Raw genomic sequence first — 15,627 nt, 5'->3', positions numbered from 1 at the left:
AACATGGTCAACAAAAAATTCAGATATCTGCTGCTTTGTTTCGCAGTGTTGTTGATGCTGCCGCAATGGAGCGGAGTGGCTGCGGCGGTAGAGCCGACGCCAGTTAAGCCGGATTCGGCGTCTGCGCAGGAGGGGAAGAATGTGTCGGATTTCTACAATGTAATTATGCAGACAGGAGCCGATCCCTGGGTATACAAGCACACGGACGGCTACTATTACAACGTATTTGCCAACTCTAGCGGCATCATGATCCGCAGAGCGAAGACCATCACCGGCATTGAGGCGGGCGAGAGGAGTCTGGCTTGGACGCCGGTTAAAGGCACCATGTACAGCTCCAATGTTTGGGCGCCGGAAATGCACTATCTCAAGGATACCGACGGCAAATCCAAATGGTATATTTACTTTGCGGCTGACAATGGAACCAACGCAAACCACCGCATGTACGTGCTGGAGAACGCTAGTGAAAATCCGTTGACCGGTACCTGGGAGTTCAAAGGGAAGATTACCGATTCTACCGACCGTTGGGCGATTGACGGCACTGTGCTGACTGTAAATGAGAAACACTATTTCATCTGGTCCGGTTGGGAAGAAACGGACGGCAGTTTCCAGAATTTGTATATTGCGCAGATGAGTGATCCACGGACCATCAGCTCGGAACGGGTATTGCTCTCGACGTCTGAACATGATTGGGAATCGTCACCGGCCAGAATCAATGAAGGCCCCCAAGTCACGATAAAGGGCGACACGATTAATCTGGTCTATTCCGCAAACGGAAGCTGGACAGACAGTTATTGCCTTGGGCTGATCACGGCCAAGATCGGTGACGATTTGATGAATCCCGGCTCCTGGCTGAAAAAAGACATGCCAATCTTCTCCAGCGCCAATGGCGTTTACGGTCCAGGCCATCACAGCATCGTCATGTCTCCTGATGACACAGAGGACTGGATCATCTACCATGCCGCTCGCTGGCCGGGATCGGGATGGACCCGCAAAGTCCACACGCAGAAATTCACCTGGAACGCAGACAATACGCCGAACCTGGGAGAGCCCGCCGATCCGAACACACCGATTGCCAAGCCTTCGGGCGAGCCGGTGCGGAAGCGCTATGAAGCGGAAAACGCGCTGCTGGTGAAGGGTCCGGGCGGTGAAACTTCTCCCGCTGTCCGGCTAGAAAGCACTGCGTCCGGCGGGATGAAGATCGCCAACATCAAGAACGCCAAAGATTATGCCCAGTTTACCGTAAACGTGCCAGAGGCGGGATTTTATATGCTGTCCGTGCGCAATGCCAACGGTTCACCCAATGCGGCCGATGCCTCCCATATCTTGTCGGTCAACGGGAGCTCCGGCGCCAATTTGAACATCGTCTATTCCGGCCTGAATCGCTGGGGACTCTCCACGGCGAAAGTCTTCCTTAGGGAAGGCAACAATATCCTCCGCTTCTCGAAGGGGAACAACCTTGCCGAAATCGACAGCATGGATATATTTAAGCTGGATGCATCGGAAATGTTATTCGATGCCCCGGGGTACACGTTGGGGTTGGGTGAAACCCGTAGCTTGCCCCTGTATACCGTAACAGGTACTACCTATACCGCTGTTGACACAGGAGCAATCTTCAGTTCTTCCGATACGAAGGTCGCCGTTATTGATGGAGGGGTTAGGGTTAAGGCTGTAAGTGCGGGCAGTACCACAATCACCGCCATATATAACGGAAAAACGGCCACAGCCTCGGTTACCGTTGCTGCGGAGCCTAAAGCTGTGCAGTCCGTTACCATCGGCGGATTGCAACGCCTCCTGACCATTGGGGAGACAAGCGGGCCATTGCAGTTAACGGCCAGCTATAACAACTATGAGGTTCAGAATGTGACAGCAGCTGCCCAGTATACCAGCAGCGATCCTGGGGTGGCCGGGATTGATTCAGTGACCCAATCGGTATATGCGGTGAAACCGGGCACAGCTCTTATTACAGCCGAATACAACGGCAAGAAAGCGGCGCTCAACTTGACCGTTATTGCAGCTTCAGATGCGGTTCAAGTTGCTTCCGTAGTGAAGATTCCTTCCGGGGTGGCCCCTAAGCTGCCCAGCGTTGTTGATGTTGTCTACAACAGCCAGTCGAAGAAGGCAGAGGTTGTCAGCTGGCAGCCGGAGGGATTTGACTTCAGCTCTCTGGGTACTGTTCAGGTGCCTGTCACCCTGAAGCTGGACGGCCGTGATTTTCCTTCCACCATTGCTGTGAACGTTATTCCGGGGTGGGGCCTTGATGAGATTGTGAACCAGCTCCGCAACAAGCTGGCCAACTTCTCCTATCCTTTGGGCGATGGGCTGGGCAACTATAGCCAATCCAAGTATGATGCCTTCGTGGCCGAAGTGAACAAGGCGGATGCGATGGCTAACTCCGATTTGAGCAAAGAACAGTTTGACGAGGAACTGGATAAGCTTGCTCAGGCAGAAGCAGCTTTGTTAGGTTCGCTAAACAGCATTCGGGACGGCGTAAACTATAACGCTTACCGGGATTTCTCCGGCGATACAGTTGGCAAGTACCCTTACGGCTTTATCACCGAAGATCTGACCAATGGCGCTACTGCCACTGTACAGGAAGAGGCCGGGAATAAATTTCTCCGGCTGACCACAACCGCTACTTCGGGCAAGGCAAACCTGTTCCTGCCGTATGCTGGCGAGTTAAAAGCTGAGGCAGGTCGGCGAATCGTCATCGAATACCGCGCCAGACTAAACACTAGCTTCCAATACGCCAATAGCGCCATGGTGCGAAATGACAGCGGAACAGGCAATTATTCCATGGTCACGGCTTTTGATACGGGTAAAATTATAGTCCAGAATGGGCCTTCCACTAAGGTCAAAGTCAAGGACTCTCAGTTAAATAAATGGTACAAAATCAAAATGGTGGCAAACTGGGACGCCAAGACTTATACCGTCTATATTGACGATGTTGAGGTGGCCACGGACTACAACTTCCGACACACAGGCGGCGACAAGCTGACAGCCCAGCGGTTCGGCATCGACGGCTATGCCAACGCCTCCATCGACTTTGACGATTTCAAAGCGATGGTTATCGGAGGACCGAAGGCTGCGCCCGAGGGGCTCGAGACCACCAATGAAACAGCTGTTGGGGCTAAGGATGGACGCATCACCGGGGTCAACTCTCTCATGGAATGGTCCTCCGACAATGGGGGCACCTGGTTGAAGGTAGAAGGGGATACCATCGCCGATCTTTCTCCCGGGACTTATTGGGTTCGTTACTCTGAGACGGATACCCATAAAGCTAGTCCCCCTGTGGGTTTGACCATTGCAGTCTATACTCAGCATGTCATCGGGGTGAGCCTGAATCAGACCACCGCCCAACTGTATACCAATAATGGGGCTTCGACTGTACTGCTCACCGCCAATGTGGAACCCGTTGATGCAGCCAACAAGACGGTGACCTGGAGCAGTTCCAATCCGGCAGTAGCTACCGTGGATGGAAATGGGCTTGTGACGGTGCATGCCGCTGGTACAGCTGTTATTACGGTAACCACGGAAGACGGCGGTTACAGCGATACATGTACAGTAACTGTAAGCTGGTACACTGATTCGGAAAATCCGGGGACTCGGCCAGTCCATGTGACGGGTGTGAGCCTTAAGCAGACCACCGCCCAACGATATACCAACCATGGGGCTTCGACTGTCCAGCTTAACGCCAATGTAGTACCCGCTAACGCAGCCAACAAGACGATGACCTGGAGCAGTTCCAATCCGGCAGTAGCTACCGTGGATGGACATGGGCATGTAACAGTTCATGCCACAGGTACAGCAGTTATTACTGTAACCACTAATGACGGCGGCTACACAGCTTCTTGTGTTGTTAGTGTGGGTGTATATCAAAAGGACAGCGGCAAAAGCGGCGTAGATACCCAAATTGGCGGCAGCAATCTCACTTTCCCAACTACACCCTGAAGCTTCCATTACCCGGGAACAACTGATTACTGTTCTGCACCGTTACGCCAGACAGACTGCTGCAAGCAGCAGTGGCAGGAGCTTTGCGGACGCAGGCAAAAAACAAGGAGCCAAGCGGGAACATCCGCCCGGTCCCTTGTTTTTTGCCTTACGCTCCCGGCTTTAATGGTCTGGTGAATCCGGGAAACTCCTGCTGGTTTGAAGGAGAAACAAAAATCACACAGAAAGACCTAAAGATTCTTAAGGCCCGGAATGGACGAACCGCGGTACATTATATGCATCACATCCAACAAAAACTTTTAGCAGGAAAGAAGGGGGAGCCATGAAAACAACGCCTGCCGCTGTAGGAACGGATAGAGCTCCGGCAGCCAAAGAGGCTTTTTACCAGACAAAGCGGTTTCAGCAGAATATTCCGCTATTTGTTATGCTTATACCGGGAGTGCTTTATTATCTGATATTCCGCTACTTGCCTATGGGTGGTCTTGTGATTGCTTTCAAGAACTACAATTTTCACGATGGCATATGGTCAAGTCCGTGGGTGGGGTGGAAATATTTCGAGATTTTATTCCAGTCCCATGTCACACTGCAAATTATCTGGAATACCCTTGCCCTGAGTGTTCTGAACCTGATCTTCGGGTTCCCTGCACCGATTATTATCGCCATTGCCTTGAATGAGGTCCGGAAGAGCTGGCTGAAGCGCTGGATTCAAACCATTATTTATCTGCCTCATTTTTTGTCCTGGGTTATCGTTGCAGGCATTATCCTGACCCTGTTCTCCATCGACGGCGGCACCATCAACAAGCTGCTGGGCCAATGGGGGATGGAGCCGGTGCCTTTCCTGTACCGCGTAAACTCATGGATCGCCATCTTTATCGGCTCCGGTATGTGGAAGGAGATGGGCTTCGGCGCTATTATCTATCTCGCCGCTCTCTCTGGCATTGACCCCAGCCTGTACGAATCCGCCGGGATGGACGGCGCAGGAAAGCTGAGGCAGATTTGGCATATCTCCCTGCCGGGCATCCGTCCTACGATTATCCTGCTGCTGATTCTTGGAATGGGCCGTCTGATGGAAGTAGGGTTTGACCAGGTTTACAATTTGCAGAATCCCACTGTCCTGCAGAAAGCGGAGGTCATCAGCACCTACGTGTACAAAGTGGGGCTGCAGCAGGCACAGTTTGGCCTGACCACAGCCATGGGCCTGTTTGAATCCTTTGTCGGCCTGGTGCTTGTGCTGTCGGCCAATGCATTGGCCCGCAAATTCGATCAGGGATTATTCTGAAGAAAGGAGGGAAATCCTCTTGAGGGAATCGACGGGCGGAAAAATTTTTGTATACTTTATTCACGTGGTATTGATCATCATCTCACTCACTTGCATCCTGCCTTTCCTGCATTTGATTGCGTTGTCCCTAAGCTCGGGGCATGCGGTTGACCTGGGTCAGGTCTGGTTCTGGCCGGTGGGGCTTGATTTCACCGTTTACAGATACTTTTTTGAGAATACGCCGGCCGTGCGCGCCTTTACCAACAGCGTGATCATTACCTTATTCGGAACGGCCCTGAGCATGCTAGCCACGGTGCTGACGGCTTATCCTTTATCCCGCCGTTACCTCTACGCCCGCAAGCCGATCACAACGGCCGCATTGTTCACCATGCTCTTCAGCGGAGGCATGATTCCTACATATCTGGTCATGAATAGCCTGCATTTGACCAATACTTACTGGTCCCTCTGGTTTGGCGGGCTGATCAGCACCTATAATATGCTGATAATGAAAAGCTATTTTGAGAGCATCCCGGGAGAAGTGGTGGATTCCGCCCAGATTGACGGCTGCGGGGAGGTCCAGCTGCTCATGCGCATCATACTGCCCTTGTCTCTTCCGATGCTGGCTACGCTGACGTTATTCTACGGGGTGGGCTACTGGAACATGTTCATGAGCGTTATTCTTTACATCAGTAAGACGAATTTGCAAAATCTTACTGTTATCGTTCAGGGGATGCTGCAAATTCAGGGGAACTTCAATGTGTCGGCCATGGATATGATGCAGCAGCAGGAAATGGTATCCGAAAAGCTGAAAGCGGTTGGGGTTGTGGTTATGGTTGTGCCCATGCTGGTGGTATACCCGTTCCTGCAGAAGTATTTTGTTAAAGGCATTATGCTTGGTTCTATCAAGGGTTAGCTACAATAATGTAATCAATTATAGATTGAGAGGGATTCCACATGTCTGGACAAACATCCACATCAAGAATGAAGAACACGTTCGTATTGGGACTGTCGGCGGTACTGGCAGCAGGGGCAGTTGGTTGCAGTCAAAATGAAGAGGGAGCAAAGGGACAAGCCGAAGGAAAAGCCACAATTACCGTTTCCAACTATGACAGGGGCAATATTCCCGCAGTGGAGGGAACGGTTGAGGAGAACCGTTGGACCAAGTGGATCAATGAGCATTCTCCCGTTACGGCCATGTTTGTGCCGGTGTCCCGGGCAGAGGCAGTCAAGAAGCTGAATGTGTTGTTCGCATCGGGCAGTGCGCCGGATATTGTCAATGATTTCGATACGGGGTTCCGGAATTCCCTGTACCAGCAGAAGCAATTGATGCCTCTGGACGATTACTTGAAATATGCGCCTGAGTACCAGAAGCTGCTGGATAAGTACCCCCAGCTCCGCAAAATAGGCACCAAGCCGGACGGCAAGCTTTACGAAATCGGCAAAATTAATGAGCCCCATCTGCAGAGTGTAGCCTTTATCCGGATGGATTGGCTGAAAAAGCTAAAGCTGGAGGTTCCGAAGACCACCGATGAATTGCTTGTCGTTCTGAAAGCATTCGCTGAGCAGGATCCTGACGGCAACGGGAAAAAGGATACTTATGGAACCAATATGAGCTACACCTCGGATGGCATGGTGGATTCCATGTTCGGCTCGTACGGCTGGAAAATCTCCAATGATGACAAAATTATCAGGACTTGGGATAATACTCTGGAGTCTCTTAAATTCAAGAAAAGGTTATTTGAGGAAGGGCTTATCGATAAGGATTACCTGGCGGACAAGAATGGAGCCAAAGCCAAGCAGGACTATCTGAACGGAAAAATAGGCGTTTATCTACCTCCTGTTGTCGGCAACTGGTTTGAGAGTACGGTAACGGACCTCAAAACGCTCCGCAAGGTTGTTCCGGAGGCGGAGATTGCGCCGATGGCGCAGCCCAAGTCTCCCATGGGGCAATTCGTTCATCATGTGGTCAACCCGGTTCAAATGACAACGGTGATCAATGCCGCGGCCAAAAATCCCAAGGCCGCTATGGAGTATATTAACTTCATCATCAAGCCGGAGACAGGTCTGATTCTGAAAAAAGGAATTGAGGGAGAGCATTGGAAAAAAGGTGCAGACGGTTTTCCCAAGGTCATTGATCCTGCGAAGAATGCCAAGGAACTGGATTGGGCCATGGACTACTCCATGTTCTACTCGATCCCCGAGAATCCGCTTCTGAGTTCCACCACTGCGTTCGACGTGAGTGATCCTGACCAGAAGGCCGGTCTGGACATGCTGAAGAAAGCCGACGAGTTTCTGCTTAATCCCGAGGCCAAGTATCCCGCACTAAGTCACTATGAGCATATGCCTACCCTGTCGAGTGAGTTGGTAGTGATCAATACCAATATCGACAAGGAAATGAAGGATATCCTTACCAAAGGCATTATCGGCGGGGCCCAATATACCCCTGAGCAGGCCGTTGCAGATGCCAAAGCTGCCTGGGAGAGAGGCGGCGGCAAACAGATTGAGGAATTCATGAATACCTGGTATAAAGAAAATAAGGACAGAGCCTTCCTGGGTAAGGATATCCTGGAGTTGGTCCGCTCCCAACACAAGTAAGGGCTGAAGGGCCTGGAATAGGATGAAAGCGGACTTGGTTCGGCAAAGGCCAGGCCAAGTTTGCTTTTGGAACATTTTATATGAGAATGAGTATATGAATCATGACAATGAAATGCTGCTTCAAAAAGTCGGACTGGTAGTGGACAAGCTTGTGAAAATTGAAGAATGGGACTGGCCCCAGGGCGTCGGTCTTTATGGTCTGTACAAGCTGCGGCTGCAATTGTCGCGGGCATCCTAAAAGGCATAAAAGCTAGTATTCTGGATTTCTCCTATCAGGCTCTTGCAGACAACGCCACCCAGGCGGTTTGTCAAAATATCAGCGGGGATGGAACCGCGCTGAATGTGTCGGACGGAACCGGTATGGGAATGGATAAAGACCATGATATAAATATTACCATCATGCCAATGGCATACGGACAGTCCCTTGCACTTATTGCCTTGTATGAAGCTTTAAAATAATACGGGTAAACCGGATCGGAACGTGACGCGCTTCCTTCCTACGTAGACAGGTAAAATGAAAACCTTGTTTGCTTGGAAGGAAGCGTTTTATAATACAATATGAAATTCAAGGGAGGGGAGCCGACTGCATCCGACAAGCTGGCCGGGGTATATAGCCGGAAAAATAAAGGGCAGCTTCAAGATCAAACTGATCGTGCTGCTCTCGTGTATGGTAACACTTGCCTTTGCCTTGGCAGGCTGGATGGTTTACCGGTCAAATATCCGTTTAATGGAGGATGAAATCAGCAAGCAGTTCTCCATCGCCAACGAGCAGGCTTTGGCCAGACTGGAGATGTCCTTTCAGGAAATCAACCGGGTATCCCAATCCATTATCCTGAATCCGTACATCGAACTGTTCCTCAGGGAGAATATCGTTCCCGCAAGTGATTACTACAACCAGTTCAAGAACCGCAAGTATGTAGAAGAGCAGTTGAATATGCTGCTGGTGGATGCGCCGTCCATCCGTTCCGTTTTCCTGTACAATGAGAAAGGGGAAATGACGGTTCTCTCCAAAACCGGTGCGTCGGGAGAGCCGGGAACGGATGATTTGACCAAGATGATGGAAAAGCTTAAGCCATATCGGGGGAATATGGTCTGGGGCCGGGCCGAGGCGGCCAGCACCATTGATCCGGACGGCCGTAGAACGGTTCTGGTTGCTGCCAGACGGATGCTTAATGAGAAGCTGATACCGTACGGAACCATGGTGATGGTGATGGAGGAAAGCCTGGTATCCAAGGTGCTGCGGGATCTTACGGAGAACGGCAGCGGCAAGGTGCTGCTGCTGGAGCCTATGGGCGGTATGCTTTACTCCAATACCGACCAGAGCGAGATGGAGCAGCTCTTGCAACTGACAGAGGCAAATTATCCCCGTTATGTCAAAATGAATGGCATCACCTATCTGTTTGTCCGCCACGAGCTGATTCCCGCAGGCTTTACCCTATACGGAGGGGCCTCCTTGCAGGAGATACAGAGGAAAAATAAAGATATCATCCAGGTATTGGCATTTGCCGGAATCGGTGTGATCCTGCTCAGTGCACTGCTTATTACGATTTCCACCCGGACGCTCCTGACTCCTCTGGCCCATCTGATGCAGGGACTGCGTATGTTACGTTCCGGCGATTTCACGGTCCGTGTCAGAGTGGATTCCGGCGATGAGCTGGGCTACATCGGAGACAGCTTCAACAGCATGGCGGAGCAAGTGAACGAGCTGATCAATAAGGTATATTTGGCCCAGATCAACCAGAGGGAATCGGAGCTGAAGGCCATCCAGGCACAGCTGAACCCCCATTATCTGCACAACCTGTTCAATGAGCTGTATTGGAAGCTGTACAGCAACGACCAAGAGGAGGCGGCGCTTCTGATCAACGCCATCTCGGAGATGTTGAAGTATTCCCTTAAATCTGTCCAGACTGATTCGACTCTTGGCGAAGAGCTGCATCAGATCCGCAATTACATCAAGATCCAGACAGAGCTGTTCACTGGCGAAATTGAATCCATTATTCAAGCTGAGGAGTCCCTGCTAAATCTGCGGATGATGCGATCCCTCTTGCTGCCGGTGGTGGAAAATGTTTTTGTGCACGCTTTCCGTGATATGGACAAAGACCGGGTGCTGCGGATTAAAGCGTTCCTTTTAAATGAGGCGCTGCATATCGAGGTGGCTGATAACGGATGCGGCATGGATAAAGAAACTCTGAGATCCTTGACAGAGGCGGAGGCTGTACTGCCGGACAGCAATAAGACGGGAATCGGCTACAATAGTGTGCTGCGGCGCATTCAGCTGGTATACGGACCCGCATATGGAGTGGAAATTACCAGCAGTAATGGGAAAGGAACGGTTGTTCACATGACACTTCCTATTAAATACGGGACACTGGAGAGTCATGAGGAGGGGAACGGATGAAGGGCAAGCTGTTTATTGTAGAGGATCAGCCCAACTTCCGCAAGGGGCTACTGAAGCTGGCGGGGAAGCGGTCCGCCGAGTGGGTAGTGACGGGGGAAGCGGCCAATGGCCGGGACGCCTTGTTAATGATGGAGAAATGTGTCCCGGATCTCTTGCTGACCGATATCCGGATGCCTCATATAGATGGTCTGCAACTGGCAGAAGAAATCAGAAGCCGCGGCTGGTTGACGAAGATTGTGATTGTAACCGGATTCAGGGATTTTTCGTATGCCCAGTCCGCCGTCAAGTTCGGGGTGCTGGACTTTATCACGAAGCCTTGTGTGGAAGCGGATATATTAAGCGTACTCGACCGGATTTATGTGCAGCTGATTGAAGAAAGCCAGTCCCAGCTCTTGGTGGAGGGCTGGAAGCGCCAGCATGAAGACAGCGAGCTGCGCTCGGCAATTATGGGCATGCCCTGCAGCGGCGAAGAGGTGGAGGCTCTGCTGAAGCGGATGAAGCAATGCGAGCTGCTTTTTCTCCGTATTCATACCTATTTCCCCCCGGAGAAGCATTATTCCGCCCAGGATGTGCCGCTTTTGCAGTTTGCTTTCGCCAATATTGCTGGAGAGCACTTGAATAAGTGGTTTCCCGGCGGCTTTCGCCTGTTTCCCTTGAACGCATCGGAGTGGGCTTTAATGGTGGACCGGAGTACTTCCCGGTCGGATACGTCCCTCCCATGGCTGCAGATACTCACCGATTCGGTCCATCATTATTTGAGGTTAACTCTTGAATGCAGTGGACAAGGGATATGCGCCAGCACGGAGGAATTGCGTCAGGGCTACAGACGGTATTGCCGGGAAGGGGACAGGGACCACGGTTCTGCCAATGAATCACTGCTCAACCAGACGGCGCTTTACGAGAAGGAGAAGGAAATTGTAACCTGGCTTATGTCGGAGGATAACAGCCGGCTGAGCCGGGAGCTGCAGGAGCAAGCCGTCCGGATCAGCCATTTGCCCCCGCAAACCGCCAAGATCGAAGCGCTGCTGCTGGCTGCTGCTATTCTCCGGCTGGTGCAGGTTCAGTTTCCCGAATGGCAAATGGCCGTGCGCCCCATAGAGTGGGATTCTGTCTACAAATGTGTGACACCGGAGGATATTACGGCATGGCTGCAGGGATACATCCATGAATTCCTGCAGTCCCACAATAACTGGCTTGCCAGCAAGAATGATAATCCGGTCAAGCAGGCCATCCGGTTTATTGAAGAATCATACATGGGGGTATGCAGCTTGGCCGAGGTGGCGGTCCATGTCCATCTCAACCCCAGTTACTTCAGCAATCTGTTTAAAAAGGAAACCGGGGAAAGTGTAACCGGCTATATCCAGAACCTGCGCGTACAGAAAGCTAAGCTTCTGCTGAAAAGCACAGATATGAAAATATTCGAAATTTCCGAGGCCACCGGCTTTAACGACTCCAATTATTTCACGCATATGTTCAACAAAATAGCAGGAGTCTCGCCCAAAGAATACCGCAAGCAGATGGCCGGCAAGTGACTCTTCCAGTAAAAATGTTCTGTGAGACTTATTGTGTAGATATTGAAGTAGCTGCTCCTAATAAGAATCTTCCTCAGAAATGAGGAGGATTTTTTTGTTGATCCAATAAAGGAATGAACTGCTTGGCTGCGGGTGAAAGAATTTTATTACGAAGATATACATAGCTGATTCCTCTAAGAAATTGAATCCCTTGGATTGGAACTTTAACGAGCAAACCATGGTTAAGTTCCTGCTGAATAGCAAAGCTGGAAACAATCGCGACGCCAAGCTCATGGATCACACCCTGCTTGATACCTTCGAGGTTACTGATTTCCATATACTTGGAAGGAATAAATCCGTACTCTTTAAATTGATCTTCCAAGTAAGTTCGTGTAGCTGATTGTTCCGGTTTAATAATTAAGGTTTCGTTGACCAAATCTTCTACGGTACAATGCTGCATCTGTGCCAGATGATGGGATGGATTTACGATCAGAACCAGCTCATCCTTATAAAATGTCGTTCGTTGATAACGCGTTTCATCAATCCGTACGCGATCAGACAAAATCAGGAATTCTACCTTATTCGAATCCAGCATGTGAACGAGTTGGCTTGAAGACGTTATGTTCATGTTTATTTTAATATTTGGAAACTTTACTGAGTATTCTCTCAGCAGGCTCGGAAGTAGATAGACACCGACAAAATTACTTGCTCCAAAGGACAATTTTCCATACGATAAATCCTCCAGCTGCCTGATATGATTTTTAGCCAAGTGAAGTAAATTAATCATCTGCTCAGCATAAGGTTTGAAATGCTCGCCCTGCTGCGTTAGATACAGCCTCTTTCCAATCCTGTCAAAAAGGAGAACACCCAATTCCGCCTCCAGGCTTTGGATTTGCATACTTACAGACGGTTGTGAGCAGTACAGCTGTTCTGCCGCTTCCGTAAAGTTCAGGCATTCCGAAAGAATAATAAAGGTCTCCAGTTTGTTCACATTCATTAGATACACGCCTTTCTAAAGTACGAATTTACTATAACGATATCTTATCATTATTCAAATTTAATCAAATTGTATAATAATACTACTGTGAATATAATGAAATTGCAAACAAATATGAAAGCGATAACAATCTGAATTTGAGGAGAATGAAGATGACGGATGTCGTGCCAACAGTAGACAAGGAAGATAAGGAGCCGCCTCTTAAAAAGAAAGGCAAGGTTGAGGAAGCGATGAAAAAGTGGGGAATTCCCCTTGCCATTATTGTGGGACTGCTTCTATTCTTCATGCCAACACCGGCAGGTATGAGCTTGGAAGCACAAAGAGCGATAGCTATTTTTACGGGATCACTAATCCTCTGGATAACCACACCGATCCCGATTTATTTAACCTCCATGATGGCCATACTGCTGCTACCATTGGTTGGAGCTGTAAAAGGTCAAGAGGTAGCATTCGGAACATTGGGATTTGACGTTATCTGGTTAATGGTTGCGGCATTTATCCTCACTTCTGCCATGATGAAATCAAATTTAGGTAGAAGGTTTGCCTTATGGATGGTTACGAGTTTTGGGAAAACACCCAAAAGAACGCTGCTTGTCCTGATCATTATTAATTTTGTTCTTGCCTTTTTCGTACCGTCCACAACGGCAAGAGCTACGCTGATGGTGCCGATTTGTTTAATTTTGCTGGAAGTGTACAGAGCGATCCCGGGTCAAAGCAATCTTGGAAAAGTGATGATGCTTCAAGGTGTCCAGGCCGATGCTATTGCTACCTCGGGAGTTATGACCGCTACCTCTGGAAATATTATTGCCGTTGGTTTTATCAATGAGCAGGCGGGTGGTCACATCGGTTATATCGATTGGCTGCTGGCATCTATGCCCACAGCTATCATCACGATGCTGCTGACATTTTTCATCGGCTTCAAGCTCTTTTCATTAAAGGGCGAGACCAATTTTCATCATGCAATGGATACGCTAAAGGAGGAACTGAAGAAGCTGGGTTCCTTTTCCTTGAATGAAAAGAAGGCCTTGGTCATCTTTATTGCTACGGTGATCCTGTGGGCGACAGGCGATTATCAGAAGGGCTGGTTCGGTTTTGAAATCAGTACCGAACAGACAGCGGTTCTTGCAGCGCTCTTTTGTTTGCTGCCCAGACTCGGTGTGCTAACCTGGAAAGAAGCTAACATCAAATGGGAATTGATGATATTCGCTGCAGGTGCGTATGCCGTGGGTAATGCGTTGGATAAATCCAAAGGCGCAGAATGGATGATCAAGAATGTAGTGAGCTTTCTCGGGCTCGAACAGATGAATCATGCCTTGGTTTACGTGGTGGTCGTATTCCTGAGTATGTACAGTCATCTCATATTTACGAGTAAAACCGTGCGAGTAACGATATTAATACCGGCTTTTATTGCTTTGGCCAAGTCATTAGGAATGGACCCTGTGACGCTGGCATTGGCGGCAGCTATGACAATGACCTATACCATAACACTTCCTCCCCATTCCAAGGTGAATACCATTTATTTTGGAACCGGTTATTTTTCCGTACTGGATCAAGTGAAGTATGGCATTGTTACTTGTTTTATTGGCGCCAGCGTCATTAGCTTATCGATATTCACCTGGTTCAAACTGCTGGGATTATAAAATATGTGGAGGAAACTATGCTAAACAGAAAAGTGATTTTGGCTATTGCCGACGGTTTGGGGGACCGCCCCCATCCTTTGCTTCATGATAAAACTCCATTGGAATATGCCGCAACACCCCATCTGGATCTCATGGCATCCCAAGGTATTACGGGGATGATGGATTTGATCGGCACGGGTATTCCAGTGGGTACGGATATGGGACATCTGATTTTATTTGGCTACCAGCCGCATCACTACCCGGGGCGCGGACCGATAGAAGCATTAGGCATGGGGATGGATATTAAGCCTGGAGATGTTGTGCTTCGGTGTAATTTTGCGACGGTGGATGAGCACGGGATCGTTATAGATCGTCGGGCTGGGCGAATACGAGAGAGGACCGATGAGATAGCAGCGGCTGTTAATGGTATGGAGATTGACGGGATTCAAATTTATTTTAAAGCGGCTACAGAGCATCGGGCTGTTCTGATTCTTCGAGGGGATGGATTAAGTGATAAGGTCAGCGATTCTGATCCCAAAGCCCCTAACGATGGCGTTCCCTATCATGAGGTTGAACCACTGGATGGATCTGAGGAGTCCCTTAGAACAGCTTCGATTATTAATCTGTTCCTTGGACGGGTACACCAGATACTATTGAAGCATCCTGTTAATATAGAGCGTCAGGAACAGGGGAAGTCACCTGCTAATTTCATATTGACCAGAGGAGCAGGGCAAATGGTCGAGCTTGAACCGATTGTCAATGAGCTTCATATCAAGGGGAGCTGTATTGCAGGAGAAAGCACAGTTCTGGGTGTTGCCCAATTAGCAGGCTTCAAGCCCATCACGGATAGTCGTATGACAGCCAATATAGATACAAATATTGAATTAAAAGCTGAATGGGCACTCAAGGAAATAGCTGAGAACGATATGGTTTATGTGCATATGAAAGCACCGGATATTAAAGGTCATGATAACGAGCCGTTTGAAAAAGCAAAAGCCATTGAGCTGTTTGATCGAATGGTTGGGTATATTCTGGATAGCTTGCCTGATGATACGTACCTGGCTCTGGCTGCTGATCATTCTACACCGTGTGAAGTTGGTGAACACACTGGCGATTCAGTTCCGATTCTCATATATGGACCCAGTATCCGTAGGGATCGAGTCCAGAGGTACAATGAATTGGATTGTGTTTACGGAGCATTGGGCCGCTTATCAGGAAACGAATTTGTCAGAACCTTACATGGATTAATGGGAATCGTGAAAAAACAGGGAAATTAGTCGTGGAGTTTAAACGTGTATGTA

At 49.4% G+C, this 15,627-nt stretch carries 13 protein-coding genes and 1 pseudogene; 13 read left to right on the top strand and 1 reads right to left on the bottom strand.

The window, feature by feature from the left end:
• Window positions 1-3 precede the first annotated feature (3 nt).
• The 11 genes and pseudogenes from LRL21_RS46300 to LRL21_RS18120 all read left to right on the top strand — a co-directional run.
• A pseudogene (locus tag LRL21_RS46300) lies at window positions 4-975 on the top strand (glycoside hydrolase family 43 protein); the annotation flags it as partial.
• Window positions 976-1,092: 117 nt separating this feature from the next.
• A complete protein-coding gene (locus LRL21_RS18165) occupies window positions 1,093-3,948 on the top strand; it encodes an Ig-like domain-containing protein (protein ID WP_240417351.1) in 2,856 nt (951 codons plus the stop codon).
• Entirely contained in the window at window positions 3,911-4,114 is a 204-nt protein-coding gene (locus LRL21_RS18160) for a hypothetical protein (protein ID WP_240417215.1), read from the top strand. The genes LRL21_RS18165 and LRL21_RS18160 overlap by 38 nt, the downstream gene beginning before the upstream one ends.
• A gap of 156 nt (window positions 4,115-4,270) precedes the next feature.
• Window positions 4,271-5,227 carry an ABC transporter permease gene (locus LRL21_RS18155; RefSeq protein WP_240417214.1) on the top strand — a complete coding sequence of 319 codons (957 nt, stop codon included), beginning with the start codon at window positions 4,271-4,273 and terminating at the stop codon, window positions 5,225-5,227.
• A gap of 19 nt (window positions 5,228-5,246) precedes the next feature.
• Window positions 5,247-6,119, top strand: coding sequence for a carbohydrate ABC transporter permease (locus tag LRL21_RS18150; RefSeq protein ID WP_240417213.1), 873 nt, complete (start codon window positions 5,247-5,249; stop codon window positions 6,117-6,119).
• Between the two features lie 41 nt (window positions 6,120-6,160).
• Complete coding sequence (locus tag LRL21_RS18145) at window positions 6,161-7,801, top strand: extracellular solute-binding protein (RefSeq protein ID WP_240417212.1); 1,641 nt, start codon at window positions 6,161-6,163, stop codon at window positions 7,799-7,801.
• Between the two features lie 94 nt (window positions 7,802-7,895).
• Entirely contained in the window at window positions 7,896-8,039 is a 144-nt protein-coding gene (locus LRL21_RS18140; protein ID WP_240417211.1) for a hypothetical protein, read from the top strand.
• Window positions 7,973-8,260, top strand: a complete 288-nt coding sequence (locus LRL21_RS18135) for a glycoside hydrolase family 88 protein (RefSeq protein ID WP_240417350.1) — start codon at window positions 7,973-7,975, stop codon at window positions 8,258-8,260. The genes LRL21_RS18140 and LRL21_RS18135 overlap by 67 nt, the downstream gene beginning before the upstream one ends.
• Window positions 8,261-8,359: 99 nt before the next feature.
• A complete protein-coding gene (locus LRL21_RS18130; protein ID WP_240417210.1) occupies window positions 8,360-8,539 on the top strand; it encodes a hypothetical protein in 180 nt (59 codons plus the stop codon).
• Window positions 8,529-10,199, top strand: coding sequence for a sensor histidine kinase (locus LRL21_RS18125; RefSeq protein ID WP_240417209.1), 1,671 nt, complete (start codon window positions 8,529-8,531; stop codon window positions 10,197-10,199). Before LRL21_RS18130 ends, LRL21_RS18125 begins: the two co-directional genes overlap by 11 nt.
• Window positions 10,196-11,731, top strand: a complete 1,536-nt coding sequence (locus LRL21_RS18120; RefSeq protein WP_240417208.1) for a response regulator transcription factor — start codon at window positions 10,196-10,198, stop codon at window positions 11,729-11,731. The genes LRL21_RS18125 and LRL21_RS18120 overlap by 4 nt, the downstream gene beginning before the upstream one ends.
• Window positions 11,732-11,804: 73 nt before the next feature.
• Here LRL21_RS18120 and LRL21_RS18115 read toward each other — a convergent pair whose 3' ends face one another.
• The gene (locus LRL21_RS18115) at window positions 11,805-12,707 is read right to left on the bottom strand and encodes a LysR family transcriptional regulator (RefSeq protein ID WP_240417207.1); all 903 of its coding nucleotides are present in this window, start codon (window positions 12,705-12,707) and stop codon (window positions 11,805-11,807) included.
• Between the two features lie 152 nt (window positions 12,708-12,859).
• Here LRL21_RS18115 and LRL21_RS18110 point away from each other — a divergent pair, with 152 nt between their 5' ends.
• Both LRL21_RS18110 and apgM read left to right on the top strand, forming a co-directional pair.
• On the top strand, window positions 12,860-14,347 hold the full coding sequence (locus LRL21_RS18110; protein WP_240417206.1) for an SLC13 family permease: 1,488 nt from the start codon (window positions 12,860-12,862) through the stop codon (window positions 14,345-14,347).
• A gap of 17 nt (window positions 14,348-14,364) precedes the next feature.
• Window positions 14,365-15,603 (top strand): 2,3-bisphosphoglycerate-independent phosphoglycerate mutase, encoded by a 1,239-nt coding sequence (apgM, locus tag LRL21_RS18105; protein WP_240417205.1) that lies wholly within the window; start codon window positions 14,365-14,367, stop codon window positions 15,601-15,603.
• The last annotated feature ends 24 nt before the right edge of the window (window positions 15,604-15,627 follow it).

The sequence above is a fragment of the Paenibacillus periandrae genome (genome assembly GCF_022458865.1).
GTDB lineage: Bacteria > Bacillota > Bacilli > Paenibacillales > NBRC-103111 > Paenibacillus_S > Paenibacillus_S periandrae.
Note: the sequence above shows the minus strand (reverse complement) of the source record. Positions and strands in the feature narration are given on the sequence as shown.

What these genes read in the sequence shown, in the direction of transcription:
- LRL21_RS18145 (WP_240417212.1), top strand. Translation starts at nt 6,161, where the DNA reads ATGTCTGGACAAACATCCACATCAAGAATGAAGAACACGTTCGTATTG.
- LRL21_RS18130 (WP_240417210.1), top strand. Translation starts at nt 8,360, where the DNA reads ATGAAATTCAAGGGAGGGGAGCCGACTGCATCCGACAAGCTGGCCGGG.
- LRL21_RS18140 (WP_240417211.1), top strand. Translation starts at nt 7,896, where the DNA reads ATGAATCATGACAATGAAATGCTGCTTCAAAAAGTCGGACTGGTAGTG.
- LRL21_RS18125 (WP_240417209.1), top strand. Translation starts at nt 8,529, where the DNA reads ATGGAGGATGAAATCAGCAAGCAGTTCTCCATCGCCAACGAGCAGGCT.
- apgM (WP_240417205.1), top strand. Translation starts at nt 14,365, where the DNA reads ATGCTAAACAGAAAAGTGATTTTGGCTATTGCCGACGGTTTGGGGGAC.
- LRL21_RS18115 (WP_240417207.1), bottom strand. Translation starts at nt 12,707, where the DNA reads ATGAATGTGAACAAACTGGAGACCTTTATTATTCTTTCGGAATGCCTG.
- LRL21_RS18155 (WP_240417214.1), top strand. Translation starts at nt 4,271, where the DNA reads ATGAAAACAACGCCTGCCGCTGTAGGAACGGATAGAGCTCCGGCAGCC.
- LRL21_RS18110 (WP_240417206.1), top strand. Translation starts at nt 12,860, where the DNA reads ATGACGGATGTCGTGCCAACAGTAGACAAGGAAGATAAGGAGCCGCCT.
- LRL21_RS18120 (WP_240417208.1), top strand. Translation starts at nt 10,196, where the DNA reads ATGAAGGGCAAGCTGTTTATTGTAGAGGATCAGCCCAACTTCCGCAAG.